The organism is Nonomuraea glycinis, from assembly GCF_014646515.1.
GTDB lineage: Bacteria > Actinomycetota > Actinomycetes > Streptosporangiales > Streptosporangiaceae > Nonomuraea > Nonomuraea glycinis.
The window spans coordinates 1-25562 of sequence record NZ_BMNK01000004.1; the positions used below are offsets into that span (position 1 = coordinate 1).

At 70.4% G+C, this 25562-nt stretch carries 25 protein-coding genes and 3 pseudogenes; 14 read left to right on the forward strand and 14 right to left on the reverse strand.

All coding sequences use genetic code 11. The annotated features are described in order from the left end of the window. The 3 genes and pseudogenes from IEY87_RS13380 to IEY87_RS13390 all read left to right on the forward strand — a co-directional run. Positions 1-540 (forward strand): patatin-like phospholipase family protein (locus tag IEY87_RS13380; RefSeq protein ID WP_229699329.1); only part of this gene is annotated, 540 nt, incomplete at its 5' end. Continuing rightward, on the forward strand, positions 533-1333 hold the full coding sequence (locus IEY87_RS13385; RefSeq protein ID WP_189138951.1) for a patatin-like phospholipase family protein: 801 nt from the start codon (positions 533-535) through the stop codon (positions 1331-1333). The genes IEY87_RS13380 and IEY87_RS13385, both read left to right, overlap by 8 nt. A gap of 273 nt (positions 1334-1606) precedes the next feature. Next, positions 1607-2380: pseudogene (locus IEY87_RS13390) on the forward strand (transposase family protein). A 357-nt stretch (positions 2381-2737) separates the two neighbouring features. Here IEY87_RS13390 and IEY87_RS13395 read toward each other — a convergent pair. From IEY87_RS13395 to IEY87_RS13415, 6 genes and pseudogenes are all read right to left on the reverse strand, one after another. Further along, entirely contained in the window at positions 2738-4207 is a 1470-nt protein-coding gene (locus IEY87_RS13395; RefSeq protein ID WP_189138952.1) for a hypothetical protein, read from the reverse strand. A gap of 161 nt (positions 4208-4368) precedes the next feature. Then, positions 4369-4509: pseudogene (locus tag IEY87_RS45695) on the reverse strand (helix-turn-helix domain-containing protein); the annotation flags it as partial. A 31-nt stretch (positions 4510-4540) separates the two neighbouring features. Beyond that, positions 4541-4957, reverse strand: a pseudogene (locus IEY87_RS45700) (recombinase family protein); the annotation flags it as partial. 86 nt (positions 4958-5043) lie between these two features. After that, positions 5044-5823 (reverse strand): hypothetical protein, encoded by a 780-nt coding sequence (locus tag IEY87_RS13405; RefSeq protein ID WP_189138953.1) that lies wholly within the window; start codon positions 5821-5823, stop codon positions 5044-5046. A gap of 9 nt (positions 5824-5832) precedes the next feature. Beyond that, positions 5833-6168 (reverse strand): hypothetical protein, encoded by a 336-nt coding sequence (locus IEY87_RS13410; RefSeq protein ID WP_189138954.1) that lies wholly within the window; start codon positions 6166-6168, stop codon positions 5833-5835. Positions 6169-6915: 747 nt separating this feature from the next. Then, entirely contained in the window at positions 6916-7509 is a 594-nt protein-coding gene (locus IEY87_RS13415) for a TetR/AcrR family transcriptional regulator (protein ID WP_189138955.1), read from the reverse strand. A gap of 107 nt (positions 7510-7616) precedes the next feature. Between IEY87_RS13415 and IEY87_RS13420 the strand changes: the two genes are divergently transcribed. Further along, a complete protein-coding gene (locus tag IEY87_RS13420) occupies positions 7617-8687 on the forward strand; it encodes a glycoside hydrolase family 113 protein (RefSeq protein ID WP_189138956.1) in 1071 nt (356 codons plus the stop codon). 31 nt (positions 8688-8718) lie between these two features. Here the strand turns inward: IEY87_RS13420 and IEY87_RS13425 are convergent, their stop codons facing one another. Beyond that, the gene (locus tag IEY87_RS13425) at positions 8719-9537 is read right to left on the reverse strand and encodes an SDR family NAD(P)-dependent oxidoreductase (protein WP_189138957.1); all 819 of its coding nucleotides are present in this window, start codon (positions 9535-9537) and stop codon (positions 8719-8721) included. Positions 9538-9630: 93 nt separating this feature from the next. Between IEY87_RS13425 and IEY87_RS13430 the strand changes: the two genes are divergently transcribed. Next, entirely contained in the window at positions 9631-10098 is a 468-nt protein-coding gene (locus IEY87_RS13430) for a MarR family winged helix-turn-helix transcriptional regulator (RefSeq protein WP_189138958.1), read from the forward strand. 89 nt (positions 10099-10187) lie between these two features. On the opposite strand, the gene IEY87_RS13435 is transcribed toward IEY87_RS13430, so the two are convergent. Further along, a complete protein-coding gene (locus tag IEY87_RS13435; protein WP_189138959.1) occupies positions 10188-11756 on the reverse strand; it encodes an FAD-binding oxidoreductase in 1569 nt (522 codons plus the stop codon). Positions 11757-11918: 162 nt separating this feature from the next. Continuing rightward, positions 11919-12419 (reverse strand): FBP domain-containing protein, encoded by a 501-nt coding sequence (locus IEY87_RS13440; RefSeq protein WP_189138960.1) that lies wholly within the window; start codon positions 12417-12419, stop codon positions 11919-11921. Positions 12420-12487: 68 nt separating this feature from the next. Between IEY87_RS13440 and IEY87_RS13445 the strand changes: the two genes are divergently transcribed. Next, positions 12488-13072, forward strand: coding sequence for a TetR/AcrR family transcriptional regulator (locus IEY87_RS13445; RefSeq protein ID WP_189138961.1), 585 nt, complete (start codon positions 12488-12490; stop codon positions 13070-13072). A 39-nt stretch (positions 13073-13111) separates the two neighbouring features. On the opposite strand, the gene lspA is transcribed toward IEY87_RS13445, so the two are convergent. After that, positions 13112-13606: a signal peptidase II gene (gene lspA, locus IEY87_RS13450; RefSeq protein WP_225277363.1), complete on the reverse strand. Its 495-nt coding sequence runs from the start codon at positions 13604-13606 to the stop codon at positions 13112-13114. Between the two features lie 180 nt (positions 13607-13786). Here lspA and IEY87_RS13455 point away from each other — a divergent pair, with 180 nt between their 5' ends. Next, complete coding sequence (locus tag IEY87_RS13455) at positions 13787-14692, forward strand: TIGR03620 family F420-dependent LLM class oxidoreductase (protein ID WP_225277362.1); 906 nt, start codon at positions 13787-13789, stop codon at positions 14690-14692. A gap of 5 nt (positions 14693-14697) precedes the next feature. Here the strand turns inward: IEY87_RS13455 and IEY87_RS13460 are convergent, their stop codons facing one another. Continuing rightward, positions 14698-15567, reverse strand: a complete 870-nt coding sequence (locus IEY87_RS13460; RefSeq protein WP_189138963.1) for an LLM class F420-dependent oxidoreductase — start codon at positions 15565-15567, stop codon at positions 14698-14700. 144 nt (positions 15568-15711) lie between these two features. On the opposite strand from IEY87_RS13460, the gene IEY87_RS13465 reads away from it, so the two are divergent. The 4 genes from IEY87_RS13465 to IEY87_RS13480 are packed head-to-tail and all read left to right on the forward strand — an operon-like array spanning position 15712 to position 19716. Next, on the forward strand, positions 15712-16233 hold the full coding sequence (locus IEY87_RS13465) for a PadR family transcriptional regulator (RefSeq protein ID WP_189138964.1): 522 nt from the start codon (positions 15712-15714) through the stop codon (positions 16231-16233). A gap of 11 nt (positions 16234-16244) precedes the next feature. Continuing rightward, positions 16245-16928 (forward strand): ABC transporter ATP-binding protein, encoded by a 684-nt coding sequence (locus IEY87_RS13470; RefSeq protein ID WP_189138965.1) that lies wholly within the window; start codon positions 16245-16247, stop codon positions 16926-16928. Further along, on the forward strand, positions 16925-19204 hold the full coding sequence (locus IEY87_RS13475) for an FtsX-like permease family protein (RefSeq protein ID WP_189138966.1): 2280 nt from the start codon (positions 16925-16927) through the stop codon (positions 19202-19204). Before IEY87_RS13470 ends, IEY87_RS13475 begins: the two co-directional genes overlap by 4 nt. A gap of 32 nt (positions 19205-19236) precedes the next feature. Beyond that, positions 19237-19716, forward strand: a complete 480-nt coding sequence (locus IEY87_RS13480) for a hypothetical protein (protein ID WP_189138967.1) — start codon at positions 19237-19239, stop codon at positions 19714-19716. A gap of 83 nt (positions 19717-19799) precedes the next feature. Here the strand turns inward: IEY87_RS13480 and IEY87_RS13485 are convergent, their stop codons facing one another. The 3 genes from IEY87_RS13485 to IEY87_RS13495 all read right to left on the reverse strand — a co-directional run bounded on the left by IEY87_RS13485 (position 19800) and on the right by IEY87_RS13495 (position 22225). Further along, a complete protein-coding gene (locus IEY87_RS13485; protein WP_189138968.1) occupies positions 19800-20201 on the reverse strand; it encodes a GNAT family N-acetyltransferase in 402 nt (133 codons plus the stop codon). A gap of 163 nt (positions 20202-20364) precedes the next feature. Beyond that, positions 20365-21042 (reverse strand): response regulator transcription factor, encoded by a 678-nt coding sequence (locus IEY87_RS13490; RefSeq protein WP_189138969.1) that lies wholly within the window; start codon positions 21040-21042, stop codon positions 20365-20367. Between the two features lie 49 nt (positions 21043-21091). After that, a complete protein-coding gene (locus tag IEY87_RS13495) occupies positions 21092-22225 on the reverse strand; it encodes a HAMP domain-containing sensor histidine kinase (RefSeq protein ID WP_189138970.1) in 1134 nt (377 codons plus the stop codon). A gap of 107 nt (positions 22226-22332) precedes the next feature. Between IEY87_RS13495 and IEY87_RS13500 the strand changes: the two genes are divergently transcribed. From IEY87_RS13500 to IEY87_RS13510, 3 genes are read left to right on the forward strand one after another with little or no spacing between them, the layout of a single operon-like run. Next, positions 22333-23247, forward strand: coding sequence for an ABC transporter ATP-binding protein (locus IEY87_RS13500; RefSeq protein WP_189138971.1), 915 nt, complete (start codon positions 22333-22335; stop codon positions 23245-23247). Continuing rightward, entirely contained in the window at positions 23244-24758 is a 1515-nt protein-coding gene (locus IEY87_RS13505) for a hypothetical protein (protein ID WP_189138972.1), read from the forward strand. Before IEY87_RS13500 ends, IEY87_RS13505 begins: the two co-directional genes overlap by 4 nt. Continuing rightward, positions 24755-25516, forward strand: coding sequence for an ABC transporter permease (locus tag IEY87_RS13510; RefSeq protein WP_189138973.1), 762 nt, complete (start codon positions 24755-24757; stop codon positions 25514-25516). The genes IEY87_RS13505 and IEY87_RS13510 overlap by 4 nt, the downstream gene beginning before the upstream one ends. The last annotated feature ends 46 nt before the right edge of the window (positions 25517-25562 follow it).

Genomic DNA, 25562 nt, shown 5'->3' on the forward strand with positions numbered 1-25562 from the left:
CAAAGGCACTTTTCTCATGTGAACGATCAGCCCGGCTCAAATTCCCCGCGAAAGCCCGAGGCTAACCAAGCCAACGGCGGCCGGGTGGACCGTACGAAGCTGGCCTACCTGGCGCTGGAGGGCGGAGGTGGCAAGGGAGCCACCTTCTTAGGCGCCATCCAGGCGCTGAAAACGATGAAGATCCTGCCGATCGACATCGAGAATCCAGGGACGAGCCAGATCGCCGGGATCAGCGGCTCGTCGGCGGGCGCTATTACCGCACTACTACTCGGCATGGGGATGACGGCGCAGCAACTCAAGGCTGTGCTCTCCCGATCGTCGACCTTCGCGGGCTTTTTCGACGGACCGGCACCGGGCCAGTACCGACTCGTCAACAGCAGAGGCGAATCGGCGGTGGGAGGCAAACCCAGGATCGACCGCCCCAGCACGGCACGAAGGGCTTTGACCATGGCAGCTCCGCTGCCCATGCTTGCTCTCGGTGCCGCTGCCTCGGCGCTGCTCGACGCCTTGCTTGGAACGTTGGACTCTCCGCATGGCTGAGCAGGTACGCCGGGCCCCGCAGGCATATCTCAACAACCTGCTGCTGGATCGGGGCCTGTTCTCCGGGTTCGCTGCCCGGACGTTCTTCCAATCGATGATGTCGCGGCATCTGGGACGCCGCTTGCTCGCCGCAGCGGGTCGCTATCCCGCCAGAGTCCAACCTCCCGAACAGATAGGGTTCGCCACCTTCTATGAACTCACCGGTGTGGATCTGGTGATCACGGGGGTGAATATTTCCAAAGGAATCCCCGCCATGTTCTCCCGACGGCTCACGCCCGACTTCCCCGTGGTGGATGCAGTGACCATCTTCATGAGCCTGCCCATCCTGTTCAAGCCAGCGTACGTGGAAGCCGAGGTGCCGGTCACCGCGTTCAACCCCGATCCCCAGGCCTACCAGGGATTCTGGGTGGATGGCGGCGTGCTGAACAACGTGCCCATGTACGCATTCGATGACAACTTCACCGCCGCTTCCAAGGCTTCCACTCTGGCACCCCTCAACCCGCAGGTGGTGGGCCTGCGGCTCACTCCAGGAGCCCCTGGGCAGCCACCCCCGCCGTTCGCCGATCCGGCGAGCACAGGCCTTGGCATCTTTCTCAAGGGTATGGCGGAAACGCTGCTGTATCCGTCAGAGCAAGGACAGCTGCTCACATGTGCGGAGATCGAGCAGACCATCGATCTGCACACCTACGACCTACAGTTGACGGAGTTCGCGCCTCCACCGAGCCAGTCCGCCGAGCCCATCGCCAACGCGGAAAGGTCGGTCCTGGGCTACTTCAACCCGGGCCTGCATTGATCCGCGATCAAAGTGACGCTGGGCTTTCCCGTGGCATCTGCTTGCTGGAAGTCGTCGTAGTCGCGACGCAACCGCCGTTGGCCTGCTACAACGAGCCGTCTATATCCGACACTATTGTTCTGTGCGGTTGAGACAATGAGCCTTTTTCATCCCCCTGGCGGCGGATCGCTGGTCACAGCATGATCGCGAGCTTGGTGTTCGCCTGCTGACGTAAGAAACCCCTGGTAGATGGATTGATCACCACAACCAGATCCGTCACAACCAGGGGCTCGGATGCTTTTCTATCGTGCTGCCGTCGATTTGTCGCCTCGGACGCTGAACTACGTCGCCGGGATGATCCGGCGTCACCGTAAGGCGATCGGGTCGCTCTGGCGGCGGCTCAACCCCGGCCGGCAGGCGTTGCTGGTGCTGGTCTACCTGCGTAAAGGCGAGACGTTCACCGGGCTCGGGGCAGGCTTCGGGGTCTCCACCGCCACCGCGTGGCGGTACGTGGAAGAGACAGTGACGCTGTTGTCGGCCCGCTCGCCCAAGCTCACGGCGGCGTTGCGCAAGGCAAAGCGGGACGGACTGCACTACCTGGTGCTGGACGGCACGCTGATCCACACCGACCGAGTCAAGGCCGACCGCCCGTACTTCTCCGGCAAGCACCGCGTGCACGGGATGAACGTCCAGGTGATCGCCTCCCCGGACGGGACGATTCTGTGGACCTCCGGAGCGCTGCCCGGCAAGGCCCACGATCTGAGCGCCGCCCGGGTCTGAGGCATCCTGCGCGCGCTGGAGCAGGCCGGGATCATCACCCTGGCCGACAAGGCGTATCAGGGAGCCGAGGGCCCGGTCCGCACCCCGTACAAGGGCAAGAACAAACCCCAGTCCCAGAAGCAGGCCAACCGCACCCACGCCAGGCTCCGCGGACCCGGAGAACGCGCGAACGCCCAGCTGAAGAGCTGGAAGATCCTTCGCAAGCTACGCTGCAGCCCGAGCAAGGCCGGCCATCTCTGCAAGGCCATCGCCGTCCTTCAGAATCACCGCGTTGCTCAGGCCGCCTGAGGATGAAAAAGGGTCAATATGCCGAATAGCGATGCGAAATCGCGCCATCGAGCGATCTAAGTCACACGCGGGCCGGTCGGGCGGGTCTTCAGAAAACGATCGTTCGTGACTCTTGTGGCTGTTCAGGCGTGTTTTCGGTGGATGACCAGAACAGCAGGTGGCACCGCGAACGTGGTCATGGGGGGAAGGTTGGGGAGTTCCTGTCGTGGTGCTGGCTGCAGGGATGGGTGCCGCCGATGCTGGTCGACGCCCTGTCCCGGCCGGAGTATCTGTGGTTTCTGCTTTCAGGGTTCAATGCGGGTGAGGACGGCCAGAACCGGACGATGATGGCCCGCACGATCAAGTTCCGGGGTCGCTTCAGGGGCGAGGCGCAGCGGGTGTGGGAGGGTACGACTGGTCGCGGGTGAGGAGCGCACCGAGGGCGGCGGCGAGGAGGGGAAGGCCGGCGGCGACGGCCACGATCGCCGGCCAGGGGGTCTCGAACGGCACCCGTACCGGTTCCTCCCACGTGGTGCGCACCGTCAGGGGCCACAGCAGCAACATCCCGGCGGGACATCCGGCGATCGCGCCAAGGGCTGTTCCGTACAGGGCGCTCAGACCCGCGCGGAAGGCGCAGAACCATCGGAAGGCCGTGGCTGATCCGTTGCCGGCCCGCCTCAGGACCCGGGCCTGGCGTGCGTTCGCGGCCTTGCCGAAGCCGGCGGCCAGCGCGCACGCGAGGGCGATGAGGAACGCCGCCGCGACGACGGGCAGCCAGCCGGTCGAAGCCTCGAAGCCCCGCTCGATGTATGTTTCCGCGACCGCGTCGTCCAGCCGGTCGTCGAGGCGTTCTTGCTCTTGCACCGTGACCCGGCGGACAGCGGGGTCCACGATCAGTTCGTCCGGTTGGAGCTGGTAGCCGAGGTCCCGGACGATCTTCGAGGGAACGAAGATTGTCTCCATGTGCGGGTCAGCGGTCCTGGCGGTGACCGCCCGGAGGGTCCTGGTGGTCGTCGTCTCGTCGTTCTCGTGGATCTCGTAGGAGAGCTGGACCGAGTCGACCTTCACGTCGGCTGACGTGATCACCACGGCCATGCTCTCGTCGTACGGTGTCGACTGATCGCCCGTGAGGTACCGCAGCAGCTTCTCGTCACCGATGGCCTGGTCCCAGTAGACGGCCTCCTCCGGTATCTCGACGTTCTCCGCCCTCGCACGGAAGTACCAGGATTCGACGGAAGGGCGCTCGCTCTGGGCGATCGGCACCCCGGGCAATTCCCGCTCGATCGCCGCTTGTACGGTGCCCGCATCGGCCGCCGAGAAAGGCTGCTGCGCGAACAAGGCGCTCGACCGGATCAACAAGCTGCCCGGCCGGGCCCGGGGAGAGTATTCGGCCCTGCTCTGCGTCGTTTCGCCGACCGAGATGACCGTCAGCGCGATGCCGAAGGCCGTCGCCATCATCGCCAGCGTGATCGCGAGCACCGCGCGACCACGACGGTGGGCCAGGTCGCGGGCCGCCAGGCGGAAGGGCAGCGGCAGCCGTTCCGCGTACGGACCGGGGAGCTGCAGCAGCCACGAAGGCAGCGGGCCGAGACCGGCGACAACCAGACCCGCACCTATGAGGGAGATCAGCAGCATCCCGATGGATTCGATGGCGCCGTAGCGCGAATCCTCACGCCCCAGCCACGCGCCGAGCCCCATCAATAAGACGCCGGCGAACGACACCAACAGTCCCACGACGACGAATCGCAAGCGCATGAACTTGTGGCGGTTGGGCGGGGCGGAGAGCACCGCGGCAGGGATGGCCCAGGCCGCGGGAAGGCCCGCGAACAGGACGAAAAACACGGCCATGAATGCGTACCGTGCAAGATCGAAAGGCATGGCGGAATAGTAGTGAGCCGCACCGGCGACGCATACGCGCCGTGAACGCAGGGAGGCGGCCCAAGGCGATCAGCCGGTCCCTGTCCCAAGCCAGGGACGATGAGCTTCACGTCGGAGTTGCTGGTGGCCGCCTACTCCGCGTTCTTGTGACGATCGAGTACCCGGTAGACGGTGGGCCGGGAGACGGTGAAGAGTTCGGCGACGTCGGCGATGGTGTAGTCGCCGGTGGCGTGCATCCGGCACAGCTCGCCTTGCTGGCGGGTGGTCAGCTTGGGTTTCTTGCCTTTTGAGTTTGCCTTTGGCTCGAGCTACGGCCATGCCTTCGCGGGTGCGCATGCGCAGCAGGTCGACTTCGAATTCGGCGAAGGTGGCCAGGATGTTGAAGAACATCTTGCCCATCGGGTCGGTGGGGTCGTAGAGGGTGCCACCGAGGGAGAGTTTGACGCCGCGGTGGGCGAGGGAGTCGCCGATGTCGGGGACGGAGCGGGCCAACCGGTCGAGTTTCGGGACGACGAGGGTATCGCCGGCGAGGACGGCGGCCAGGCCTCGATGGCCTCCAGAAGAGCCGGGTCGATGTCGGGCAGGTCGGCCAGGGCGGCGAGGGCGGCGTGCAGCACGAGCTGGAGGTGGGCGGTGAGCAGGGGGTAGAGCTGCTTGCCGGCCATGTGCGGCCAGCGGCGGGCGGTCTCGATCAGTACCGTCAGTGCGGTGCGAGTCCACACAGGTGGCTGGTTCTGGCTGACGGACGTGGTCAGGAGCGGGATGAGTGCGCTGCCTGCCCAGGCGTCCTCGGTGCTCGTGTCGGCTCAGGGGGTGATGTTTTCGGGAGCTGTGTTGCCGGGTGTGGACAGGGCAACGAAGTCCTCGCCGAGCCGGTCGGGATACAGCGGTTCCAGCACCGTGGCCGGATCGTGGGGCGGGTAACAGCGCTGGTGGTCGGTCAGGGCCTGGGCGGCGTTCTCGGGCAGGGTGGCGATCTGGACCCGCGCCAATACCGTCACCCCGTCGGGATGCGATAACGCGCCGGTCAAGGTCGCCGCCCACACCGCCCGCCCCATGATCTGCGGCGGGGTGGGCAACGGGTCGTCGGGGCGGGCGTGCCACTGCTGCCAGTGCGCGCGCTCGCGGCGCAGGAGATAGGCCGAGACCCGCTCCGGATCGGCAGGAATCGAGGTGCCGTGGTGGTGGGCGTCGACGGCGGCTAGCGCGGCCATGTGCACGGTCAGCACCTGCGCAAACCCGGCATCGTCCAACCCGCCCGGCGGATCGATGGCCTGGCAGCCGTCCACGTTCATGGCGGCGGCGAACCGGTCCCGGGCGGTGGTGAACAGCTCGACCCGGTTGACCTCACCGCCCAGCGGCGCCAGCGTCACCTGGTCGGCGGGCAGGTCCAAGTCGGTATCCAGCCATTCCTCCAGGCCCTGCCACCACCCGGCCAAGCGGGCCAGCAGGAGCACCCGCACCGCCGACCCGCCGGGCATGCGCACCGCCAGCGTGCGCAGGTCGGTGAGCAGAGCCTGCAGGTGCGAAAACGCCCACCGGTCGGCGTAGTCCACCACCAGTACGCCCGCCACCCCGGCCGGCATGCTCAGCCGTTAGGGTGAGGTGGCGGTCGGCAGCGGTTGGCGCGCCTGCCACACCTGCCAGCTCTGTGCACCGGCGGTGTGCTCGCGGGCCAGGAAGGCGGCCAGGCGGGTCTTGCCCTGCCCGCCCGGCCCGTGCACCAGCCGCACTGAGACCGGCCCCTCTGGCCCGCCCATCCAGTCCACCAACTTCTGCACCAGCACATCGCGGCCAGGGAACGGCACCACCTCATAGCGGGACAACAACAGCCGAGAGGGTTGCGCACGCGCCTGCTCCACCCCCGGCCGGCTCCGCGGCGAGGGGAAAGCCTCCACCCGGTACACCGGCCTGCTCAACGTGATGGTCAAGTCGATCTCGGCATCGCCGCCGACCCATCGACCTGCCGCACCTCGCCACCGACCTGTGAACCGGTGGCCGACTGCCCGCCCTGCGGCTCCACGAGCGGTGCCGGAGTCGGGGTCGTGGGGGAGGGCTGGGCCGGAGCCGCCTCAGGAGTGGGAGTAGGTGCGGAGGGAACACCGATACGCAGATTACCGGTGACGCCTTTGACCTGAGTGACTCCACCCCTAACGGTGGAATCGGAAACCGACTGCCCCGCCTTTGGATGCGACGTCGTCGCTGAACGGGTGAGGCGATGAGTGACCCACACCCCGCCGACAGGGCGACCGCGATCGGTACCCACCACCACGTCCACTGCCCATCGTTGAGAATCTGATTGCCGGCCACCGCGCCGCCTACCGGCAACACCACCTACGCCGCCAGCAACGATCTGCGCACAGAGGTACCCGTTCCTTCCATAGCGTCACTATGAACGCCAGGCAGCGAGCAGCCCAGCCAAACGCCGCAATCGACCACGTCCTCCAACGGACGCGTCCCGACAGAAGTCACTGTCGCGGTCGGCAGTGGTTCTCAAGACCCTTCATAAACCGATCGTTATCTGAAGGAGAAGGCCGAGTCGACGGCCCTACATATTCAAGATCAATCTCAGCGCCAACGGCTGCTCCGCTGTTCCCCGAGGCCGGGCCTCCCGGGCTCCCGGCCTCGCGGCCTCGCGGCTCGCGGCGGTGACCGTATGACGGTGGTCGGGTGGCGGGTCAGGCGGTCGGCGCGCGTCGCCGTACCAGCGGCAGGTACACCTCGTCGACGATCTCGACGAGGACGTCGTCGGAGGTGGTCGGGGCGCCGCGCATGACGAACTCGTTGCGCAGCAGGACGATGGCCACGGTGGCGACCCGTGGATGGAGGGCTTCGGGCGAGGCTTCACCGCGAGCGACCGCGCGCCCCAGGATGGTCAGCCAGGGGGCGGCCACGGCGTCGCCGGACTGCTCTCGCAGCTGCGCCAGGGCTTGCGACGCGCCGCCGGCCGCGGAGAGCAGCTCGCGCAGGATCGCGCCGAGGGGCGAGCTCCAGTGGCGGTTCGCCTGGCGTAGCAGCTCCAGCACGTCGCCGCGCAGGTCGCCGGTGTCGGGCGGCGGGACCGTTATGGCCAGTTGGCGGTAGGCGGCGATGCCGAGCGCGAGGCGGTTCGGCCAGCGGCGGTAGATGGCGTTCTTGTTGGTGCCGGCGCGGGCGGCGACCTTGTCCATGGTCAGCCCCGCGTATCCGGACGCGGTGAGTTCGGCCACCGCGGCATGCAGGATCGCCTCCTCCAGCGCGGCCCCGCGCCGCCGCGTCCCTCCGGCACCCATCGGATCCCCTCTCCCTACCGGTACTGATCGTACCCTCCCGCGCGGCCTTGTCAGGGCCGTGCTCATAAGTTTAAGGTACGGCCAGTACCGTCAAAGGAGGGCATGAGATGCGAGCCAAGGGCATCAGTTACGACACCGGCTTCGTTCACAAGGGAGTGATCGGCCGCGGGGACCTCAACCCGGAGGTCGTCAGGCGCGAGCTTCGCATCATCCGCGATGACCTGCACTGCACCGCGGTGCGCGTCATGGGAGGCGACCCGGAACGGATGGAGCTCGCCGCGGCGCACGCCGCCGACCTGGGCCTGGAGGTCTGGTTCTCCCCCTACCCGCTTGAGCTGTCCCCGGAGGAGACGCTGTCGCTGTTCGCCGACTGCGCCGCCCGCGCGGAGCGGCTCAGGCTGCGGGGAGCCGAGGTCGTGTTCGTCACCGGCGCCGAGCTCAGCCTGATGAACAAGGGCTTCCTGCCCGGCGACAGCATCGACGAGCGCGTCGCGTTCCTGCTCCGGCCGGAGCACCTGCGCGAGCAACTCGGCGAGGTCAGCACCCGCGTCAACGACTTCCTCGGCCGGGCCGTCACACTCGTCCGCGAGCACTTCGGCGGCAAGGTGACGTACGCCTCCGTACCTCTTGAGCGCGTCGACTGGGCGCCCTTCGACATCGTGTCCGTGGATCTCTACCGGTCGGCCGAGATCGCCGACCGGTTCGCCGAAGGCATCCGCGGCCTCGTCGCGCAGGGCAAGCCGGTCGCGATCACCGAGTTCGGCGCGGCCGGCTACCAGGGCGCCGGCGAGAGGGGCGCGCACGGTCTGGAGATCGTGGAGTACGACAAGGACACGCGCGAACCCGTCCGGCTGAACGGTGCGTACCTCCGCGACGAGGCCGGCCAGGCCGCCTATCTGCGCGAACTGCTGGCCGCCTTCGAGGCCGGCGGCGTCGACAGCGCCTTCGTCTTCACCTTCGCCCTGTACGACCACGTGCACCGCCCCGACGGCGACCCCCGCGAGGACCTGGACCTGGCCAGCTACGGCATCGTCAAGGTCTACGAGGACCGTCTCGGCGTCACCTACCCCGGCCTGCCCTGGGAACCCAAGGCCGCGTTCACCGCCCTGGCCGACCACTACCGCCCGGAGGCCGGCTCACCCACCGACCTTCAGCCGGCCGTACGCCACCTCGGATAGCCACGCGCGCCGGTGGCGGCGCGCCTGTCCTTCATGACGTGGCGGAGCTGACATCGCTGACGTCCTGGAATCCGGCTCTGCGGTTGAGGCCGCCGGTGATCCCGGCGACCGTGCCCCGTGGCAGCAGGCGCGAGGCCCAGGTCGCGGCACGGTTGCAGGCGCGACCTGGATAGGAGACGGACCGGCCGCGTGCGAAGTCGTCGAGCGTGTTCGCCGCGACGCTCGCCGGGGTGTCCGCCTTCGGGTCCATGGACGCGGTCGTCCCGCTGAAGAACCCGGTGTCGGTGGCCCCGGGATGCGCTGCCATCACCCGCAGACCGGTCCCCCGGAGCTCTTCGGTGAGCGCCTCGGTGAACGAGAGCACGAACGCTTTGGTCGCGGCGTAACTCGCCTGGTACGGCATGGGCTGGAAGGCGGCCGTGGAAGCGACGTTGATGATGCCGCCGCGACCGCGTTCGAGCATGCCGGCGCCCACCAGGTGGACCAGGCCCATCAGGGCGGCGACGTTCACCTCGACCGACTGGAGATTGGGTTCGAGAGGGCGGCTCAGGAAGGGGCCGACCGCTCCCAGCCCGGCATTGTTGACCAGGAGGTCCACCTCCAGACCGAGACGCTTGAGCTCGTCGACCACCGCCTGCGGGGAACGCCGGTCCGAGAGGTCTGCGGCGATCACGTGCACGCTGACGTGGTGCGCGGCTTGGATCCGCTCGGCGAGAGTGTGAAGCGCGCCGGCGGAGCGGGCGACGAGGACGAGGTTCGCACCTCGGCGGGCGAGCTCATGCGCATACGCCTCGCCCAGTCCTTTCGAGGCGCCGGTGACCAGGGCCGTGGTGTTCGAGTAGTCGTGCATGGGCGATCGCTTCCTGTCAGATGCGGAAATTACTTCGAGACTCGAATCAACGTAACACTTCGAGTCTCGAAGTACAAAAGCTAGGATGGGGTCATGACCCGGAGCATCCTTGAAGCAGTGGTGGTCGCGAGCCATGAGGTGTCCATGCTGACCGGCGACCGGATCGCGGCCGTACTGGCTGAGCAGGGTCTGACCCCCGCGACCGCTCAGGCCCTCTGGTTGATCGATCCCGATGAGGCGCCGCCGTCGATGAAGACGATGGCCCATCGGTTGTTCTGCAACGCGCCCAACCTCAGCTTCATCACGAACCAGCTCGTCGAGCGGGAGTTCGTCGAGCGGTCCGTCGACCCTGCCGACCGCCGTTCACGCGTGTTGACCCTCACGGAGAGCGGACGGCGCGCGCGGGCCACCGTGATCGCCGCGACGCTGGCCCTGACCCCGTTCGCTCGGCTGAGCCCCGAGGACCTGCGTGAGCTGATGAAGCTCCTGCGGAAGACGCTCGAGCCCGCTGACCAGGAAACCGGCGGCCCGGCTGCGGCAACAGGCGAAATCCAGGGCTGACACCGGCTGCGGTCCTGCCCGTCCGCCGCCCAGAGCTCGACGGCCGACCCGGCCGACGTCCAGAACTCGACGGGCTGGCCGGCCGTCGCTCAGAGCTCGATGGACTGGCCGTGGCGGAAGACGTTGCGGGGGTCCCAGCGCCGCTTGGCACGTTGCAGCCGGGGATAGTTGCCGCCGTAGTAGAGGGTGGACCAGGGCACTCCGGAGGTGTTCCAGGCGGGGTCGCTCAGGTCGAGGTCCGGATAGTTGATGTAGCACCCGTCGGTGGTGTCGTCGGGGACGGGCGCTCCGCCGGGATACATGCCCTGGTAAAGGGTGCGGATCCACCGTAGGTGGTCGGCGCCGTCCTGGTCCTGCGGCCAGTAGATCTGGTGCTGCAGCTTCATGATGGAGTCGCGCTGCGCCATCGCGGTCTCCTCCGGCCGCAGCCGGTTGACGGCGGAGCCGTAGGAGTCGATCTGCACCACCGCCTCGCGGGGAGTCTCCCGATCTTCGGTCAGCCCCTTCCACAGTGCGGTGACCTGCTCCGCGGGCAGCGGCCTGCGCATGTAGGCGGACTTGTACTTGCCGCATTTGTCGTTGGGTTTCGGGGCGCCCATGACCCTGCTGATGACCGTCCAGGGCAGCGCCGGGAGCCTGCGGATCCGGCTCTCCCCGGTGATGAGGCCCACCTGCTCGCCGAACGCCTCGCCGAGGGCGAAGGCCGCGTGCTCGCCGAGCACCTCGGTCAGCGGGTGCAGCGCTCGGCCGACATCCCGGTTGATCTCCCGCTCGAAGTCGACGATCAGGTCGCGGGCGTGCGGGACCTCGGCATCGATCTGGGCGATCAGGCCGATCTCGGGCCGGCTCGCGTGGGTCAGCAGGAGGATGGCGAACAGGTCGGCGTACTCGTCGTCGGGGCCGCCCCGGTGCCGGTCGAAGAAGGCGCCGAAGTTGCCGACGATGCGCCGGAACCGGTCCTCGTCCACCTCCGCCCACTTCCAGCCCCCGGTGGCGAGCAGCACGCTCTTCGGCGCCTGGGGAAGATCGCGGAACCACATCCGGGTGACGATGCCGAAGTTGCCTCCGCCGCCCCCCGTGTGCGCCCACCACAGGTCCCTGAGGTCGGGATCGGCGTCGTCCCTGGTGGCGGTGACCAGCTCCACCCCACCGGCCTCGTCGACGACGGCCACCTCCACGGCGTACAGATAGTCGACGGTGAGGCCGTACTGCCGCGACAGCAGGCCGAAACCGCCGCCGGCCACGTGGCCGCCGAGCCCGACCGTCGCGCACGAGCCACCGGGCAGCGCCTTGCCGGTCGCCTGGTAGAGCTTCTTGTACAGCTGCCCGATGGTGGCGCCGGCCTCCATGCAGACGGCGTCCATGGCGCCGTCGGCGTAGACGCCGTCCATCAGCGACATGTCGATGATCACCCGTACGTCGGGAGAGCAGACGAAGTCCTCGTAGCAGTGACCGCCGGAGCGGACCGTGATGCGTGACCGGTGCGGGGGCGCGGGTTCGCCGACCGCTTCCCGCAGCGCGTGCCTGACCTCGTCACCGGTGCGCGGAAGCCGGATGTAGTCGGGCCGGGCGGCCAGCCACCGGGAGTTGAACCCGCGCCGGAGCGGCTCGTAGCGGGGGTCGTCGGGCTCGATCTTGGTCCCGGAGTGACGTGCCATCGTCGAGCCTTTCGAAGTACGGCCTCCTCGGCGGCCGGCGTGGAGCTAGCCTGACCGTCAGTAATATATCAACTTCGAAGAGTGATGAACGATCGCACGCCTCTCACGCGGCAGGCGGCGATACCGACGCCGATCGGCCTGATGCAGGACGACGTCACGACGTCATTCGAGGACTTTGTCGATGAAGGCGGCCAGGTTGGTCCGGGTGCGGGCGGCTCGCTCGTCCATGGAGAGGGTCTCGTCGAAGTCAGCCCCTACGACCGTCTGCTTCTTGCCCCGGATATAGAGGGAGCAGGCCAGATCGGCGCACAGATACTGCCCGACGGTGTTGCCCAGACGGCCGGCCTCGCCGGTGCGGCGGGCGGTCATCAGCGCCACGCCGCCGCTGGTGTGGGTGGTCAGGCAGAGCGAGCACATGCTGCGCGAGGTGAAGCCTCGCGCGGTGCCGGGGGCCGCCCGGAGCGCGATCCCGGCGAGCGTGCCGTCGTCGCGTTCGGTGACGAGATAGCCGCGCTCGGGGGCGCCGGGATCTCGCCAGCCGAGGAAGTCGAGGTCGTCCCAGGGCTGCTCGTCGAGGTCCCTGGGCACGCCCAGGCGCTTGGTCTCGCCCTTGGAGCAGTTGACGAACGACCCTCGCAGGTCGCTCTCGGTGATGGGTCTCATGTACGGCGAGGCTAGCTACCCTAATACAATTAGACAAATGCTTAATTTTGTTAGCCAGTGGAGGTTCCATGGCACGCGCGGGCATCAATGCCGCACGCCTCACCCAGACGGCGGCGGAGCTGGCCGACGAGATCGGCTTCGACCAGGTGACCGGCTCGGCGGTCGCGCGCCGGCTCGGCATCAAGGACCCGAGCCTGTACGCGCACATCGCCAACGCGCGCGAGCTGAAGGTGCGGGTGGCGCTGCTGGCCCTGGAGGAGATGGCCGACCAGGCCGCCGCCGCGCTGGCCGGGCGCGCCGGCAAGGACGCGCTGGTGGCGCTCGCCAACACCTATCGCGACTACGCCAAGAAGCATCCGGGCCGCTACACCGCCTCCCGGTTCGAGCTCGACGCGCAGACCGCGGCCGCCAGCGCGGGACCCCGGCACGCGGAGATGACGCGGGCGCTGCTGCGCGGCTACGACCTGCCGGAGCCCGACCAGACCGACGCGGTGCGCCTGCTGGGCAGCACCTTTCACGGCTACGTGAGCCTGGAGATGGCGGGCAGCTTCCGCCACACCCCACGCGACGCCGACGCCTCCTGGGCCTGGACCCTGGACACCCTCGACTTCGCCCTCAGAAACCACCCCAGAAGAGACAGCCCACAGGCATGAGCAGCCGTGAGCAGCCGGTCGGTCAGCGTGCGCCGCTTCCTACACCGACGGACTCCCCTTGTCCACCACTCCCCCGATCGGGATGTCGCGCAGGGTGAGCACCATGAGCAGGACACAGCTCCCGGTGAGCGCGATGTCGGCGACGTTGCCGACGAACAACCCGCCGTAGTCGATGAAGTCCACCACATGCCCCTGAGCGAAGCCGGGTGCCCGGAAGAGGCGGTCGAGCAGATGCGAGAAGGCGCCGCCCAGCAGCGCTCCCAGCACGACCGTCCAGGCCGTCGAGCGCAACCGCCGCCCGACGTACAGAATCGCGGCGACCGCGGCGGCGGCCACGAGGGTGAACACCCACGTCACCCCTTCCCCGATCGAGAAGGCGGCGCCGGGGTTGCGCAGCAGCCGCAACTGGATCAGCTCGGGGATCACCACGACGCGCTCGCCGTTCGAGAGCGCGGAGACCGCCCAATACTTGGCGGCCTGGTCCACGACGAGAACCACCGCGGCCAGCATGAGCATCCATCCGTATGGCCGCATGTCTCGTCTCATCTCCTGTGCACATCGTGCTCCCGGCACCCGAAGGTCAAATCTATCGACGTCACCATCATGATCGTCACCTGGCACGGCATCGCGACACGGCAAGTCGTGACCCGGAGTCCGGAGAGCGGCTGCCTATCGTGGTGGGAGGCAGGTGGCGACTGAGGCGGGTGAGCTGTGGTGACTGATGTGGCGGCGCTCAAGCGGCGCATGGGACGGGTAGGGGTCTGGAACGGCACCCTGGGCGGGGAGTCCGCGGCTTTCGAGCGCGAGGCGGCCGCCGAGGTGGAGCGGCTGGGCTTCAAGACGCTGTGGATCGGGGAGACCCCGACCGGCAAGGAGGCGCTGGTCCATTCGGCCCTCCTGCTGGGCGCGACACGGCATCTGATGGTCGCGACCGGGATCGCCAGCATCTGGGGCCGCGACGCGACCGCCGCCGCCAACGGCGCGGACGCGCTGGCCGAAGCGTTCGACGGCAGGTTCGTGCTCGGCCTGGGCGTGAGCCACGCCCCCGCGGTGGCGGCACGCGGTCACGACTACAGCCGGCCGGTCTCGGCGATGCGGACCTACCTGGACGCGATGGACGCGACGAAGTACAGCGGCCCGCTGCCGGAGCCGGCACCACGATTGCTGGCCGCGCTCCGCCCCAACATGCTCGAACTCGCCGCACGACGTGCCCAGGGGGCGCACCCGTACTTCGTGCCGGTCGAGCACACCGCGCGCGCTCGTGCCGTCCTCGGCCCCGAGCCGATCCTGGCGCCGGAGCAGACGGTGGTGCTCGACACCGATCCGGCGCGGGCGCGGCGGACCGCCCGCCGTTTCATGTCGCTCTACCTGGCTCTGCCGAACTACGTGAACAACCTGCGCGAGCTGGGCTGGCGTGACGAGGACTTCGCCGACGGCGGCAGCGACGCGCTGGTGGACGCCATCGTGGCCTGGGGCGAGCCAGACAAGATCATCGATCGGGTACGGGCGCACCTGGACGCGGGCGCGGACCACGTCTGCATCCAGCCGCTCGCCGACACGCCCCGCGACGCTCTGGAGCACCTGCGCGTCCTGGCCGCCGCCGACGCGGTCACGACCTGACGGCCCTAGCCGGTACGCAGGCCGAGCGCGTCCGCGGCGGCGGCCAGGGCGCCGATGTGCTCGTCGGCCGAGCGCAGTCCCGCCTTCATGGTGTTGACGGCGAGGTGCGTGGCGCCGGACTCCCGCCACCGGCGGGCCGACGCCACCAGGTCCCCGGCGTCGCCCGTCCAGCTGACCCGGCCTTCCATGCCGAGCGTGGCCGGGTCACGCCCGGCCTGCGCGGCGGCCTCCTCGACCATCGCCTTGGCCGCGTCCAGATCGGGCCCCGGGGGCATCTGCGGGAACCACCCGTCGGCCAGGCGTCCGGCCCGGCGGTAGGCCGGGGGTGACTGCCCGCCGAACCAGACGGGGATCGGCCGCCGCACCGGCAGCGGCGCCAGGCCCGCTCCCGTCACCCGGTGGAAGGCGCCGCCGAACGTGACCGACTCCTCGGTCCACAACCGGCGCATCAGCCCGACCTGCTCCTCGATCCGCCTGCCTCGGGTGGTGAAGTCCTGGCCGAGCGCCTCGTACTCGACCTGGTTCCAGCCGAGCCCCACGCCCAGCCGCAACCGGCCGGCACTGAGCAGATCGACCTCAGCCGCCTGCTTGGCCACCAGCACCGTCTGCCGCTGCGGCAGGATGATGACGCCGGTGACGAGTTCCAGCGAGGTCAGCGCGGCGAGATAGCCGAACAGGACCATCGGCTCGTGGAAGGTGCTGCGCAGGTCATAGGGCCCCTGCCAGCCCTGGTGGACCGCGGGGTCGGCGCCGACGACGTGGTCGTAGGCCATCAGGTGCCGGAAGCCCAGCTCCTCGGCGGCCTGTCCGTACGCGCGCACCGCACCCACGTCCGCGCCGATCTCGGTCTGCGGAAAAACGACACCGATTCGCATACAGGACTCCCGTCAAGTCGGCTTCTTCCGCCTCCATTCCTGCCCAGAGCACCGCTCCCCCACGCGACGCCCCGGTGGGTGCCCCGCCGTGCGGGCCAGGGCGACTAGACACTCTGTGTATAAACCATGTGTATAGTGATCGGCATGTCCGTTGGTTTCGCCCTCCTGGGCCTGCTGGAGTCCGGTCCACGACACGGTTACGACCTCAAGCGCTTCTACGACGAGCGGTTCGGCCACGGCCGGGCGCTGCACTACGGCCAGGTCTATTCAACCCTCGCGCGGCTGCTGAAGAACGGCCTCGTGGAGGTGGAATCCGAGCCCGGCGACGGCCCGGAGCGCAAGCGGTACGCGATCACCTCGGCCGGCGTCACCGACGTGGCTGGCTGGCTGGCCCAGCCGGAGAAGCCCGAGCCGTACCTGCAGAGCACGCTCTACACCAAGGTCGTCCTGGCGCTGCTCACCGGGCGGGACGCCGCCGACCTGCTGGACGGCCAGCGCGCCGAGCACCTGCGGCTGATGCGCGAGCTGACCCGCCGCAAGAGCGACGGGGACCTGGCCGACCAGCTCATCTGCGACCACGCCCTGTTCCACCTGGAGGCCGACTTGCGCTGGCTGGAGCTCACCGCCGCCCGCCTCGACCAGCTCGCCGACCAGGTCCGCCCGTGATGGCGTCCCCCATGGCCGATGACGCCCTCCTGACCGCCGAGGACCTGCACCTGAGCTTCGGTCCCACTCCGGCGTTGAGCTCCGCGTCGCTGCGGGTGCACGCCGGGGAGGTGCTGGCGCTGATGGGGCCGTCCGGCTCCGGCAAGTCCACGCTGCTGCACTGCCTGGCCGGGATCCTCTCCCCTGACTCCGGCCGGGTGAGGTTCGACGGTCATGACCTGTCGGCGATGTCCGACGCGCGGCGCAGCGCGCTGCGCCGGACCGAGTTCGGCTTCGTCTTCCAGTTCGGGCAGTTGGTGCCTGAGCTGAGCTGCCTGGAGAACGTGGCGCTGCCGTTGCGGCTGGCCGGCGTCGGCCGTCGCCAGGCGCAGCGGTCCGCCGCCGAATGGCTGGACCGCCTGGAGGTCGCCGACGTGGCCGGGAAGCGCCCGGGGCAGGCTTCCGGCGGGCAGGGGCAGCGGGTGGCCGTGGCCCGCGCGCTGGTCACCCGTCCGCGGGTGATCTTCGCCGACGAGCCGACAGGGGCGCTGGACTCCCTGAACGGCGAGCGGGTGATGCGGTTGTTCACCGCGGCGGCCCAGCAGACCGGCGCGGCGGTGGTGCTGGTGACCCATGAGGCACGGGTAGCCGCCTACTCCGACCGGGAGGCCGTGGTCCGCGACGGCCGCGTACGCGAGCAGGAGTATGTGCGGTGAGGGCCGGGCGGTGGGGTGGTGAGCTGGCGTTGGGGGTTCGGCTGAGTGTGGCGGGCCGCTCGGGCTGGGCTCGGCTGGCCATGATCTCCGTCGGAGTGGGACTCGGGGTGGCCATGCTGCTCATCGCCGCGACGATCCCGTCCCTGGTGGCAGCCCGCGACGCCCGGCTCGCCGCCCGCGCGGTCGTCGCGGCGGAGCCGGTGCCCCGGGGCGCCGACACGCTGCTGACGGCCGCCGTCGACTCGCACTACCGGGACCGGACGATCCACGGCCGGCTGGTGCGGCCGGAGGGTGCGCGGGCTCCGCTGCCGCCCGGTGTGACCAGGTGGCCGGCTCCCGGCGAGATGGTGGCCTCACCCGCTCTCGCCCAGCTGCTCACCGCCGAGGAGGGGGCGCTGCTGCGTGGCCGGTGGGGTGCGCGGGTGGTCGGCACGATCGGCGCGCCAGGGCTGGCCGGCCCCGGGGAGTACGCGTTCTACCTCGGCAGCGACCGGCTGACCGAGGACTCCGCCACCCGGATCCGGTCGTTCGGCACGCGGGACGCCGACGAGGGGATCGCGGCGATTCTGCTGCTGCTGGGCGCGGTCGGCCTGGTGGTGCTGCTGCTGCCGGTCGCGGTCTTCCTGGCCACCGCGGTGCGTTTCGGCGGCGAGGCCCGTGACCGGCAACTCGCCGCGCTGCGGCTGGTCGGCGCGGACGCCGCCATGACGCGCCGGATCGCCGCCGGGGAGACCTTGGCCGGCGCGCTGCTGGGGCTCGTCGCAGGTGGGCTGCTCTTCCTCGTGGCAGGCCTGCTGGCCGCCCGGTTCGTGCCGGCCGACCTGAGCTTCTACCTGGCCGATCTCCGGCCGGCCCCGGCTCTGGCGGCGCTGGTCGTGGTGCTCGTCCCGGTCGCCGCGGTGCTGGTCACGGTGTCCTCGCTGCGGCGGGTGCTGGTCGAACCGCTCGGCGTGGTCCGCCGTGGTGGTGACCGCCGTCGCCGGCTGTGGTGGCGGCTCATCCTGCCGGTGACCGGCCTCGGCCTGCTCGCTCCGATGTTCTCCGGCGGTTCCGGCCTCACGGACGGGTTCGCGTACCAGGTCATGGCGGGGGTGGCGGCGCTGCTGATCGGCGTGGCGCTGTTGCTGCCCTGGCTGGTGGCGGCGGCGGTCCGCCGGCTGGGCGGCGGTGGCGTCGCCTGGCAGCTGGCGGTACGCCGGCTGCAGCTCGACAGTGGCACGGCGGTGCGCGCCGTGTCCGGCATCGCCGTCTCGGTCGCGGCCGCGATCGCGGTGCAGGGGCTGCTGGTCGCGGTGCAGGCTCAGTACACGCAGGAGACCGGGCGGGACACCGGCCGGTTTCAGGTCGTGGTGCTGCCGCACGCCGGCACCCAGGAGCGCTGGTCGGCCTCGCTCAGCACGGCTTCCGGGGTCCGCGCGGCCGACTCCGTGGCACAGGTGACGGCCACGCCGGCGCGATCCGCCGCGCAGGCGGCCGGGACCAGGCTGAAGGTCGGCGACTGCGCCGTCTTACGGCAGCTCGCCGCGCTTGACGCCTGCGCCGACGGCGACACGTTCGTGGTCGCCGGGCCGAACGCGGCGGTGCCCCGCGCCGGCAGCGCTTACACCCTCGGCGAACCGGGCGAGCGGGCCCCGGGGTGGACCCTGCCCGCCTCGGCCCGCACCGTCCCCGCCGTCCGGGGCGACCTGCCCCAAGCCGGGACGACCCTCCTGGTCACCCCCGCCGCGCTGCGCGGCACTCGTCCGGACCTGTCGTTCTTCGACCTTTACGTGGGCTTGGATCCCGCCGATCCCGACGCCCTCGACCGGCTCCGCAACGCCGCCGCCCAGGTCGACCCGACCGCCCAGGTCATGCTGATCCAGACGCGGACCGTGGAGGAGACGCTGGTGGGCATCCGGCAGGGGCTTCTCGTCGGAGCCACGGCGCTGCTGCTGCTCATCGGCGCGAGCATGCTGGTCAACATCGTCGAGCAACTCCGCGAACGGCGCCGGCTGCTCGCCGTGCTCGTCGCCTTCGGCACCCCCCGGGCGACCCTGGCCGGATCGGTCCTCTACCAGATGGCCATCCCCGTACTGCTCGGCCTGTCCTTGGCCGTCGTCACCGGCGCCGGCCTGGCGGCGATCCTGCAGGCCACCGCATCAGCCCCGATCCGGTTCGACTGGCTCGGCATCGGCGCCACCTCCGGCGCGGCCGCCCTGGTCATCCTCCTGACCACCACGGCCAGTCTGCCGCTGCTCTGGCGCCTGACCAAGCCAGGCGGACTGCGCAGCGAATGAGATCCCATCCCTGACCGATCAGGAAGACACACATGAACACTCCCGGACGTCCCCGCACCATGACGATCGCCGCGGCCCTTCTGGTCGTCCAGGCGGCCCTCGAACTCACCGACCTCGCCTTATCGTTCGCGCTCCGCGATGTCCTGGGCGGGGAGATGACCGCCGACGCGCTCGCCAAGCAACTCTCCGAGGGGCCCACGAACATCTCCTGGCTCGGCGTCGCCACCTCGGTGCTGATGTCGGCGATCTTCGTCGTCCTGGCCGCGGTGGTGCTCCGGGGCAGCACCACCGCCCGTGTCGCCGCCTGGGTGTTCGCCGGCCTCGGCCTGCTCGGCTTCGTGGCCGGCGCCCTGTTCAGCACCCCGGCGCCGGCGAATCCGTCGGTGCCCGGCTGGTACCTGGAGTACAGCGGGCTCGCCTCCGCGCTGACACTGGCGGCCTATGTCGCGATCATCGTGCTGCTGGCGCCGCGCCCCGCCGGCTTCGCCAGGCGTCCCGTGCCCGCAGGCTGACTCGAACAGCGGGGAGGAGACCCGCGTACGACATCACCGACGATCAGCCGTCACCCGATGAGGTCGGGACGGCGTGCTTCCGGTCAGACGCCGGCCACGGAGCTGCGCCGTTCCATCATCACGACATCGCGCCATACGCCGTAGTGCCGGCCGATTCGCTCACGGACGCTCACCACGCGGAACCCAAACGCCTGGTGCAGGGACAGGCTGGCGGCGTTGTCCGGGAAGATCCCGGTCTGAATCGTCCACACGTTCGCGTCCTCGCTGCCGGTCACGAAGGCCGACAGCAACGCCCTGCCGATGCCGTGGGCCTGGCAGCCCGGATGGACGTAGATGCTGTGCTCGACCACCCCGGCGTACACCGGACGGGCCGACACCGCCGAGGCGGCCACCCACCCGAGGACCTGGCCGGTGCCGGTGTCGCAGGCCACGTACCGCAGATGCGGCAGCCTGGCCGTCGTGAAGCCCGCCCAGTCCGGCCTCATGCGCCATGGCGCTGCTCCTTCACTCGCAGGTGGGCACGGCCGGCGCCGGATGGCCCATGACGACGTCGGCGGCGGTCGGGAAACAGCTCACGCTGGCCTCGTTGATCCGGTAAAAGCTTGAGGTGCCCTGGCCGTTCAATGAGCAAACCCCGTACGGGCGTGGTCAGGCAGGGTCCTCGGGTGCGTCGGCGATGCGGTAGCCGACGCCGGGGGTGGTGGTGATGACGCGGGGATCGCCGAGTTTGCGGCGTAGTCGGCTGATGGTGACGGTGACGGTGTTGGTGAGCGGGTCGGCGTACTCGTCCCAGACCTGTTCGAGGAGGTCCTCGGCGCTGAGGAAGGCGGGGGTGGCGCTCAGCAGGGCTTCCAGAAGGGCGAACTCCTTGACCGACAGGTCCAGGTGGCGGCCGTCGCGGGTGGCGACCCGTCGTACGGGATCGAGTTCGATGCCCGCCGCGCGCAGGACGCGCGCGCGGGCGGCGGGCCGGCGGCGGGCCAGCGCGCGGATGCGCAGGACGAGCTCGGGGAAGTGGAACGGCTTGGCGAGGTAGTCGTCGGCGCCCAGCGCCAGGCCGCTGACCCGGTCGCCGGGCGCGCCGGCGGCGGTCAGCATCAGGACCATCACCCGCTGGTCGTGTTCGGTGATCATCTGGCAGAGGGTGTCGCCGTGGATGCCCGGCAGGTCGCGGTCGAGGACGATCACGTCGTAGGGGTTGAGGTCGAGCTTGGCCGCGGCCTCCAGCCCGTCGTGCGCCACGTCCACGGCCATGCCCTGGTCGCGCAGCCCTTCGGCCAGGACGGCGGCCAGAGCGCGGGCGTCCTCCGCCACCAGCACCCTCACGCTCGAACCTCCGCCCCCGGGGCTGACGGAACCTCCGTCACGAAACCCCTCATGCCAGAACCTCCGCCGGTGGCAGCGTGACGGCGACCCGGAGGCCGCCTTCCGGCCGGGCGCGCAGGTCCACGTCGCCGCCGTGCGCGGTGGCGATGGCGGCGACGATCGACAGGCCCAGCCCGGAGCCGGTGTCGGAGCCGGTGCGATCCGCGGCGAGCCGCTGGAACGGCTCGGCCAGCCGCGCCACCTGCGCCTGGTCGAGCACGCGCCCGCCGGTCTCCACGACGAGCAGCGCGCCCGAGGTGACGGTGACCTTGATCCAGCCGTGCTCGTGGTTGTGCACGATGGCGTTGTCGATCACGTTGCCGACCATGCGGGACAGCAGCGTCGCGCTGCCCCGGGTCCAGGCGTCATCGAGCTCGTCGTGGACGGTGAGGTCCTTGGCGGCGAGGTCGGCGGCCCTGGCGTCCAGGGCGGCCGCCACCAGGCGCCCGAGCGAGACCTCCTGCCGGTCGACGAGAGCGCCGTGCTGGGCGCGGGCGAGGGTGAGGAAGCCCTCCAGGAGGCGGTCGACCTGGTCGAGCTCGGTGCGCAGCCGGTCGGCCAGGGCGACGGTCGGTACGGGCACCGGGCCGGGCTTGGCGATGGCCACGTCAAGGGACGCCCGCATGGTGGCCAGCGGGGTGCGCAGTTCGTGGGAGGCGTCGGCGACGAACCGGCGTTGCGCGGCGAAGGCGCCCTCCAGCCGGCCGAGCAGGTCGTCGATGGTGTCGGCGAGATCCTTCACCTCGTCGGCCGGGCCCGGCACCGCCAGCCGCGCGTGCAGGTTGTCGGCGGAGATCCGGCGGGTGGCGTCGGTGATCGTCCGCAACGGGAGCAGCACCCGGCCCGCGATGAGGTGGCCCAGCACGGGTGACAGCACGGCCACGACGGCGAGGGCGACCGCCGAGCCGATCAGGATCTGGCGGAACTGAGCCTCCCGCGCCTCCAACAACTGTGCGATGAGCGCCTGCGCGGTGGCGTCGGCAGGCCCGCCCGGTGGCTGCCCGGCGGGCGCGCTCTCGCTGATCCGCGTCCCGCTCAGGCCGATGAGGTTGCTGATGACCAGCAGCCCGACGGCGGAGGCGAGGAACACACCCGCGTACAAGAGGGTGAAGCGCCACCGTACGGTGGCCAGGCGTCGCGGCATCGATCTCCCCCAAGAGTGCAGGACTCCAGGATGCCGTGCCGGACCTAACAGCGGTGTGACAGCCCTTGTTCGGCCCACGTAAGGGGCATATGCGTACAACCGATCCCATGCAAGCAACCATCGAAGTGTCCGGGCTGCGCAAGCGGTTCGGCCCGACCCTGGCGCTGGACGGCATGTCCTTCACCGTCCGGCCGGGGCAGGTCACCGGGTTCGTCGGGCCCAACGGCGCGGGCAAGTCCACCACCATGCGGGTGATCCTCGGCCTGGACGCCGCCGACGAGGGGCACGCCCTGGTCGGCGGACGGCCGTACACGAGCCTGCGCACGCCCCTGCGCCACATCGGCGCGCTGCTGGACGCGGCGGCGCTGCAGCCGAGCCGCAGCGCGCGCGACCATCTGCGGTGGCTGGCCCACTCCCAGAAGCTGGCCGTCCGGCGGGTGGACGAGGTGATCGAGCAAGTCGGGCTGACCTCGGTGGCCCGCCGCAGGACGGGCGGTTTCTCGCTCGGCATGCGGCAGCGGCTGGGGATCGCCGCGGCGCTGCTCGGTGACCCGCCGGTGCTGATGCTGGACGAGCCGGTCAACGGGCTCGACCCCGAGGGCATCGTGTGGATCCGCGGCCTCCTGCGCTCGCTGGCCGGCGAAGGACGCGCGGTGCTGATCTCCAGTCATCTGATGAGCGAGCTGGAAGACGCCGCCGACCGGCTCGTTGTGGTCGGGCGTGGCCGGGTCATCGCCGACACCGGCGTGGCCGAGCTGATCGCCGCCGCCGCCGGTGGCAGGGTCACGCTCCGCACGACGGCGCCGGAGCGCGCGCGGGCGGCGCTGGCCCACGCGAGCGCCGCCGTGACCGTCACCGGACCGGACACGCTCGTCGTCGCGGGGCTGCCCGCCGAGCGGGTCGTGGCCCTGCTCACCGCGGGCGGGGTGGCGTTCGCCGAGGTGGCCGCCCACCGCGTGACGCTGGAGCAGGCGTACCTGGAGCTCACCAGGGACGCGGCCGAGTTCCGGGGCACGGCGTGAGGGCGGTGCGCGCGGAGTGGACGAAGTTCAGGACGGTACGCGGCTGGGTGCTCGCCCTGGCCGCGGCGGCGCTGGTCATCGTGCTGCTCGGCCTGTCGTCCGCCTCGGGCAGCCTCGCGTCGTGCGGCGCCGGTCCCGTGGAGAGCGCCTGTCCCGCGGTTCCCGTGGGGCCGGGCGGGGAGGCCGTGGAGGACAAGTTCTTCTTCGTTCACCGGGCGCTGGCCGGGGACGGCGGCATCACCGCCCGCCTGACCTCCATGACCGGCGAGATCCGCAAACCCGACGTCACCCCCGGGGTCCGTAATGTCGTCGCGGGGCTCGTACCGTGGGCGAAGGCCGGAGTCATGGTCAAGGAGAGCACGAAGCAGGGCTCGGCGTACGCGGCGGTGCTGGTCACCGGGGCGCACGGGACGCGGATGCAGCACGACTTCACCCACGACGTGGCCGGGCGTCCGGGCGGCGTGTCGCGGGACGCGCCGCGCTGGCTGCGGCTGACCCGCTCCGGCGACACCCTCATCGGGTACGAGTCCGCCGACGGCACGAACTGGGCCGAGGTCGGCACCGCTCGCCTGACCGGGCTGCCGGCCACGGTCGAGATCGGGCTCTTCGCCGCCTCCCCCGGCGATCTGACGGTGACCCAGGGGGATCTCGGCGGATCCGTCTCGGCCTCGCGCTTCACCGAGGCCACCGCCGTCTTCGACCAGGTCGCCCTGTCAGGCGAGACGTCCGGCGGGTGGCGCGATGACGACATCGGCGCCACGAAGGCGCCCGACGGGTCCGCCCACCATCCGGGCCGCGCCGGCCGCTCCGGCGGCACGTTCAGCGTCACCGGGGTGGGCGACATCGCGCCGTCCATCGAGGGGCAGACCGTCGAGCGCACGCTCACCGGGGTGCTGACCGGCCTGATCGTGGTGATCGTGGTGGCGGTCATGTTCATCACCGCCGAGTACCGGAACGGGCTCATCCGCACCACCCTGCTCGCCGTCCCGGGCCGTGGCCGGATGCTGGTGGCCAAGGCCGTCACGATCGCCGGAGTCACCTTCGCCGCCGGGCTCGCCGCCACCTGGATCACCCTCACGTTCGGCACCCGGATCCTGCGCGCCAACGGCAACCAGATCCTTCCGGTGTCCCAGCTCACCGAGGTGCGGGTGGTCGTCGGCATGGCGGCGCTGCTCGCCGTCGCCGCGGTGCTCGCCCTCGCCCTGGGCGCGCTGCTTCGGCGCGCGGTCGGCGCGGTCATCGCGACCGTGCTGCTGCTCGTGGTCCCGCACGTCCTGGCGACCACCTCCGTGCTGCCCGACGCGGCCGCGCGTTGGCTGCTCAGCGTGACTCCGGCCGCGGGCTTCGCGATCCAGCAGAGCATCCCCGAGTACGCCCACGTGCTCGGGCACTACGCGCCGCTCGCCGGGTTCTACCCATTGGCGCCGTGGGCCGGGTTCGCCGTGCTGTGCGGCTACGCGGCGCTGGCCCTCGGCCTGGCCGTCGTCCAGCTGCGCCGGAGGGACGCATGATGCGATACCTGCACGCGGAATGGACGAAACTTCGCACCCTGCCCAGTACCGGCCGGCTTCTGCTCGCTCTGGTCGCGGTCACCGTCGCCGTGAGCGTCGCGGCGGCCACCGTCGTGTCCTGCGCCTCGGCCGGCTGCGGCTACGACCCCGCCAAGATCAGCCTTTTCGGGATTCAGGCGGGTCAGGCGGTCGTCGCCGTCCTGGCGGTGGGGGCGATCAGCGGCGAGTTCGGCACCGGCCTCATCCGCACCACCCTGGCCGCGATGCCGAACCGGATCGCCGTCCTGGCCGTGAAGGCCGTCCTGCTCACCGGGCTGACACTGGCCGCAGGCGGCCTCGCCGTGCTCGGGTCCGCCCTGGCCGGGCAGCGCATCCTGCTCGGCAACGGCTTCCCCCCGGCCCGGCTGGCCTTCGACGGGCCGATGGTGCGCGCCGCCGTCGGCTCGGTCCTCTACCTCGCGCTGGTCGCCCTGCTCAGCCTGGGCATCGCCACCGCCGTACGGGACTCCGCGGCCGCCATCGGCGTCGTCCTCGGCCTGCTCTACCTCTTTCCCGCCGTCATCCTCATGATTCCCGACCCGGACCTCGCCACCTTGCTGTGGCAGATCTCCCCGACGACCGCCGGGCTCACCATCCAGGCGACCACTCAGCTGTCCGGTCTGCCCCTCAGCCCGTGGGCCGGCCTGGGCGTCCTGGCGGCATGGGCCGGCGCGGCCCTCGTGACCGGCGGGCTGCTGCTGCGGGCACGGGACGCGTGACAGGTCAGCGGCTGAAGGAGCGGCGCGGGTCGTCGTCGATCCGCAC

What these genes read in the sequence shown, in the direction of transcription:
- IEY87_RS13385 (WP_189138951.1), top strand. Translation starts at nt 533, where the DNA reads ATGGCTGAGCAGGTACGCCGGGCCCCGCAGGCATATCTCAACAACCTG.
- IEY87_RS13395 (WP_189138952.1), bottom strand. Translation starts at nt 4,207, where the DNA reads ATGGCCGTGTTTTTCGTCCTGTTCGCGGGCCTTCCCGCGGCCTGGGCC.
- IEY87_RS13405 (WP_189138953.1), bottom strand. Translation starts at nt 5,823, where the DNA reads ATGCCGGCCGGGGTGGCGGGCGTACTGGTGGTGGACTACGCCGACCGG.
- IEY87_RS13415 (WP_189138955.1), bottom strand. Translation starts at nt 7,509, where the DNA reads ATGGGTGCCGGAGGGACGCGGCGGCGCGGGGCCGCGCTGGAGGAGGCG.
- IEY87_RS13420 (WP_189138956.1), top strand. Translation starts at nt 7,617, where the DNA reads ATGCGAGCCAAGGGCATCAGTTACGACACCGGCTTCGTTCACAAGGGA.
- IEY87_RS13425 (WP_189138957.1), bottom strand. Translation starts at nt 9,537, where the DNA reads ATGCACGACTACTCGAACACCACGGCCCTGGTCACCGGCGCCTCGAAA.
- IEY87_RS13430 (WP_189138958.1), top strand. Translation starts at nt 9,631, where the DNA reads ATGACCCGGAGCATCCTTGAAGCAGTGGTGGTCGCGAGCCATGAGGTG.
- IEY87_RS13435 (WP_189138959.1), bottom strand. Translation starts at nt 11,756, where the DNA reads ATGGCACGTCACTCCGGGACCAAGATCGAGCCCGACGACCCCCGCTAC.
- IEY87_RS13440 (WP_189138960.1), bottom strand. Translation starts at nt 12,419, where the DNA reads ATGAGACCCATCACCGAGAGCGACCTGCGAGGGTCGTTCGTCAACTGC.
- IEY87_RS13445 (WP_189138961.1), top strand. Translation starts at nt 12,488, where the DNA reads ATGGCACGCGCGGGCATCAATGCCGCACGCCTCACCCAGACGGCGGCG.
- lspA (WP_225277363.1), bottom strand. Translation starts at nt 13,606, where the DNA reads ATGCGGCCATACGGATGGATGCTCATGCTGGCCGCGGTGGTTCTCGTC.
- IEY87_RS13460 (WP_189138963.1), bottom strand. Translation starts at nt 15,567, where the DNA reads ATGCGAATCGGTGTCGTTTTTCCGCAGACCGAGATCGGCGCGGACGTG.
- IEY87_RS13465 (WP_189138964.1), top strand. Translation starts at nt 15,712, where the DNA reads ATGTCCGTTGGTTTCGCCCTCCTGGGCCTGCTGGAGTCCGGTCCACGA.
- IEY87_RS13470 (WP_189138965.1), top strand. Translation starts at nt 16,245, where the DNA reads ATGGCCGATGACGCCCTCCTGACCGCCGAGGACCTGCACCTGAGCTTC.
- IEY87_RS13480 (WP_189138967.1), top strand. Translation starts at nt 19,237, where the DNA reads ATGAACACTCCCGGACGTCCCCGCACCATGACGATCGCCGCGGCCCTT.
- IEY87_RS13485 (WP_189138968.1), bottom strand. Translation starts at nt 20,201, where the DNA reads ATGAGGCCGGACTGGGCGGGCTTCACGACGGCCAGGCTGCCGCATCTG.
- IEY87_RS13495 (WP_189138970.1), bottom strand. Translation starts at nt 22,225, where the DNA reads ATGCCGCGACGCCTGGCCACCGTACGGTGGCGCTTCACCCTCTTGTAC.
- IEY87_RS13500 (WP_189138971.1), top strand. Translation starts at nt 22,333, where the DNA reads ATGCAAGCAACCATCGAAGTGTCCGGGCTGCGCAAGCGGTTCGGCCCG.
- IEY87_RS13510 (WP_189138973.1), top strand. Translation starts at nt 24,755, where the DNA reads ATGATGCGATACCTGCACGCGGAATGGACGAAACTTCGCACCCTGCCC.